3 protein-coding genes are annotated in these 4,975 nt (G+C 71.2%); 2 read left to right on the top strand and 1 reads right to left on the bottom strand.

Annotation, left to right across the window (positions count from 1 at the left end; translation table 11 throughout):
- The coding region (locus G6018_RS06805; protein ID WP_187700937.1) for an amidase at window positions 1-1,441 on the top strand (1,441 nt) is incomplete at its 5' end.
- 3 nt (window positions 1,442-1,444) lie between these two features.
- On the opposite strand, the gene G6018_RS06800 is transcribed toward G6018_RS06805, so the two are convergent.
- Window positions 1,445-1,912: an Lrp/AsnC family transcriptional regulator gene (locus G6018_RS06800; protein WP_182616605.1), complete on the bottom strand. Its 468-nt coding sequence runs from the start codon at window positions 1,910-1,912 to the stop codon at window positions 1,445-1,447.
- A 167-nt stretch (window positions 1,913-2,079) separates the two neighbouring features.
- Here G6018_RS06800 and G6018_RS06795 point away from each other — a divergent pair.
- A partial coding sequence (locus G6018_RS06795; RefSeq protein ID WP_182616603.1) for an indolepyruvate ferredoxin oxidoreductase family protein occupies window positions 2,080-4,975 on the top strand: 2,896 nt, incomplete at its 3' end.

The following is a 4,975-nucleotide window of genomic DNA, read 5'->3' as shown; positions in this document are numbered from 1 at the left end:
CGCCGATCCGACCCCCGCCGGACCGCCGCGCCGCGTGCACGCCTTCCGCGACGATGCGCTCGGGTACGACGACGCCTCCGCCCTCGCGGAGAGAGTTCGCAGGCGGGAGGTCTCACCCGCGGAACTGGTCGAGGCCGCCATCGAGCGTTGCGCCACGGTGGACCCCGTTCTGGGCGCCCTGGTGCACACCGACTACGACCGCGCGCGCCACCGGGCGGAGTGGGTCCGGAACTCCCAGCTCTCCGCCCCGCTCGCCGGCGTGCCGTCGGCGTTCAAGGACGCGGTCCGGGTGGAGGGTCTGCCCATGACGCTCGGCTCGTCGGCGGTCCCCACCCGACCAGCCCTCCACGACGGCCCCTACGCACCGCTCTTCCGTGCGACCGGACTGATCCCGGTGGGCACGACCGCGATGCCGCCGTTCGGCTGGACCGCCGCCACCGAGCGACAGGGCGGGCTCGTCACCCGGAACCCGTGGGACACCGGCCGCACCAGCGGCGGGTCCTCGGGGGGATCCGCCTCACTGGTGGCCGCCGGCGCGTTGCCGATCGCGCACGCCAATGACGGCGGTGGGTCGATCCGGATCCCCGCGGCGGTCACCGGCCTGGTGGGGTTCAAGCCCAGTCGCGGCAGACACCCCGACGAGAAGTTCTCGGCGAACATGCCGATCCCGATCATCTCCCAGTCCGTGGTCACCCGGTCCGTTCGCGACACGGTGGCGTTCCTGACCGCCTTCGAAGCGGGACACCGTCCGGTGGGGGTCCCACCGCTGGGTACGGTCGCGCAGGCTCCCGGGCGCCGGCTGCGGATCGGCCTCGTCGAACACAGTCCCGCGGGCGACCCGACCGATGCGGCCACCCTGGCGGTGTTGCGGGAGGCCGCCGACCGGCTGGCGGCGTTGGGCCATGAGATCGTGCCGACCACCGCGCCGGTCCCGGACTCGTTCCGCGAGGACTTCATCGCCTACTGGGGCCTGCTCGCCCTGGGCACCTCCTCGGGCGGCCGGGGCATGTTCAGTCCGGAGTTCGCGGCGGAGCGGCTCGACCCGTTCACGATCGGCCTCGCCGCGATGGCCAGGCGGGGTCTGCCCTCACTCCCCCTGCACCTGTACCGCCTCTACCGGACCAGGCGGCGGTTCGACTCGGCGTTCGGCGAGTTCGACGTCTACCTCAACCCGGTGGTCAACCACGAGACCCCCGAGGTCGGGTACCTGGATGCGGACCTGCCCTACGAGACCCACCTCGAGCGGGTCTCCAACTGGGTCACCTTCACGCCCCTCCAGAACATCGCGGGATCGCCCGCCGTCTCGCTTCCCACCGGCCGGGCGCCGGACGGCCTGCCCATCGGCGTGCACCTGTCGGCGAGGATCGGCCACGATCGACTGCTCCTCGAACTCGCCTCCGAGTACGAGCAGGCCTATCCGTTCGCCCGCATCTGGGAGTGAACCTCACTCGTCCAGCAGCTGGGCGACACGCGGGCCGACCCGTCGCCGCAGGACCACCTCGGTGCGGGTGCGCAGGACACCCGGGGTGGCGATGATGGCGCTGAAGACCTCCTCGAGATGCGAGTGGTCCCGGGCCACGACACGGCACACGATGTCGAACTCCCCCGCCACGCTCATCACCTCGAGGACCTCGCGCACCTCCGCCAGGCCCGTACAGGTCGCCTGCAGCTTCGCCTGCGCGACCTGGATGTGGACCAGCGCCGAGAGCGGGAACCCGAGCGCGGCCGGATCGAGGGTCGGCGCCCACGACGCGATCACCCCCCGCGCCTCGAGCTTGTCCAACCGCGCCTGCGCCGTCCCGCGGGCCACTCCGAGGCGGCGGGAGAACTCGCGCACCCCGACCCTGGGGCCCGCCAGGACGATCTTCAGGAGTCGTCGGTCGGTGTGATCCAGATCGGCAGGCGCGTCCATGTGTCCATGCTAATCCGGTGGGCACTGCGCATTGTGTCCATCTCGCGGCGGAATGTGGCCGACATCCTGCACATGGTGCACTGCATCGCGCTGGCCACGTGACGCGCATCACCCACACGCCTAGCCTGGAGACACAGCCACTGTCGTCAGAAGGCCAGGTGTGACAGATGACCTCCCTACTCCACCCCTCGAGCGGCTCCCACGATGATCTGCCCCGAACCGGGCGGGCGGACGCCACCTCGTTCTCGCTCTCCGACCGCTACACGCGGGAGAGCGGCACGGTGTTCCTCACCGGCATCCAGGCCCTCGTCCGCACGGTCCGCGACCGCGCCCGACTGGACCGCAGGCAGAACCTGCTCACCGCCAGTCTCGTCAGTGGTTACGAGGGCTCGCCGCTGGCCGGCTACGACCTCGAGCTGGCCAGGCGCGGGACGTTCCTCGACCCGTTCGACGTGGTCCACCGCCCCGCCCTCAACGAGGAGGCCGCCGCCACGGCCGTCATGGGGTCGCAGCTCGCGCGACGCACGGGGACCCTACGCGCGACGGCCCACACCGGCGGCGCGCCACTGCAGGGCGTCGTCGGGTACTGGTACGGCAAGGCCCCCGGCCTGGACCGCGCGACGGACGCGATCCGCCACGCCAACCTCATCGGCACCGACCCCCACGGGGGCGCGGTGGCGCTGGTCGGGGACGACCCCGGAGCCAAGTCCTCCACCGTGCCGTGCTCGTCCGAGCTCGCGCTGGCAGACCTCTACCTCCCCACGCTCTACCCCGCGGACTCCCAGGACGTGCTGGACTTCGGCGTCCACGCTGCGATCCTCTCCCGGGTCTCGGGCCTGTGGTCGGCCCTGAAGATCTCCTCGCACGTCGCGGACGCCTCGTCCACCGCGCTGGTGGACCCGGATCGGATCCTGCCCGTCTACGGCGATCTGGGCACGAGTCCCCACGTGCCCTCGGGCCAGTTGCTCGGGTCCAGCCTCATGGAGTTGGAGCAGAACCAGCTCACGATCCGGATCCCCCGCGCGCTGGAGTACGCCCGGCTCAACCGACTCAACCGGATCGTGCAGTCGACCGCCGACGACCGGATCGGGATCGTCGCCGCCGGGAAGAGCTACCTCGACGTCCGCGAGTCGCTGCGCAGGTTGGGTCTCGACGACGCCGAGCTCGCCCGACGCGGCATCCGGATCCTCAAACTCGGCATGGTCTACCCGATCGAGCGCACGGTCCTCGACGAGTTCATGACCGGCCTCGACGAGGTGATCGTGGTGGAGGAGAAGCGCGACTTCATCGAGACGATGATCCGCGAGATCCACTTCCGACGGCCAGACGTCGCGAACGTCGTGGGCAAGACCCATGAGGACGGCTCCACCCTGTTCAGCCGCTTCGGTGAACTCGACGTCGACGCCGTGACCCGGGGCCTGGCGCAACGGCTGGGCCGCGTCCACGGGATAGAGTCGGCGGCCGCCTGGCTCGACGGACCGGGCCGCGGCCGCTCGCGGATCTCCCTGCCGCTGGCCACCACCCGCACCCCCTACTTCTGCTCGGGGTGCCCCCACAACAGCTCCACCAAGGTGGCGGACGGGACGCTCGTGGGCGGCGGCATCGGCTGTCACGCGATGGTCCTGCTAATGGACGAGGACCAGGTCGGCACCGTCACCGGGGTCACCCAGATGGGTGGCGAGGGACTCCAGTGGACCGGTATGGCCCCGTTCCTGACCGAACGCCACATGGTGCAGAACATCGGCGACGGCACGTTCATGCACTCGGGTTCCCTCGCCCTCCGCGCGGCCGTCGCCTCGGGCGACAACATCACCTACAAACTCCTCTACAACGGGACGGTGGCCATGACGGGCGGCCAGGACCCGGTCGGCGAGATGTCCCTGCCGGAGATCCTCCGGCTCCTGCAGGCGGAGAGGGTCGCCCGGATCGTCGTCACCACCGACGACGTCAAGGCCACGAGGTCCCAGGGACTGCCCCGCGGCATCGAGGTCCGCGACCGCCGCGACACGCTCGAGGTCCAGAAGGAGCTCGCCGCGGTCCCCGGGGTGACCGTGCTGGTCCACGACCAGTTCTGCGCGGCCGAGAAGCGCCGCCACCGCAAGCGCGGCACCTACCCCACCCCGGCGGAGCGGGTGGTGATCAACGAACGGATCTGCGAGGGGTGCGGCGACTGCGGCAAGAAGTCCAACTGCCTGTCGGTCCATCCGGTGGACACCGAGTTCGGCCGCAAGACCCGGATCGACCAGTCGACCTGCAACTTCGACTTCTCGTGCCTGGAGGGCGACTGCCCGGCCTTCGTCACCGTGGTCCCGGGCGTCGGGACCGAGCGCGTGGCGACCGCACCGGAACTGGACTCCGCCGCCCTCCCGGAACCGGACCGGGTCGCGGTCGACGCCGACCGCGGCTTCTCGCTGCGCCTCACCGGGATCGGTGGGACAGGGATCGTCACCGTCTCGGCCGTGCTGGCGACCGCCGCCGTGCTCGACGGCAACTCCGCCCGCACGCTCGACATGACGGGTCTGGCGCAGAAGGGTGGCGCGGTGGTCTCCGATGTCCGGGTGGCGCGGACGCCACTCGAGCAGCCCCCCAAGATCGGGGCCGGGGACTGCGACCTCTACCTGTGTTGTGACGGCCTCGTGGGCGCGGACGACGCCAACCTCAAGGTCGCCCACCCGGAGCGCACCACCGCGGTGGTCTCCACCACCCGGATCCCCACGGGGACCATGGTGATCGACACCGCCGTGCACTACCCGTCCACACCGGACATCCAGGCGGCCATCGACCGGGCCTCCGGGCGGGGCGTCTACCTCAACCCCGGCGAGATCACGGAGAACCTCTTCGGGTCCACGCAGGCGTCCAACATGCTCATGGTGGGGGCGGCGTACCAGAGCGGCGCCCTGCCGATCTCCGCCCGGGCCATCGAGCAGGCGATCGAGCTCAACGGAGTCGCGGTCGCGGCGAACATCCAGGCCTTCCGGCGTGGCCGCCAGGCCGTCGCCGATCCCGGGGCCCTGGCCGCGCTGGTCGCGGATCTGCACCGGCCGGTGTCGACCGCGACGCCGG

The organism is Dietzia sp. DQ11-44, assembly GCF_014145205.1.
Classification (GTDB): domain Bacteria; phylum Actinomycetota; class Actinomycetes; order Mycobacteriales; family Mycobacteriaceae; genus Dietzia; species Dietzia natronolimnaea.
The sequence above is the reverse complement of the archived record's forward strand: the minus strand, read 5'-3'. Positions and strand labels throughout refer to the sequence as shown.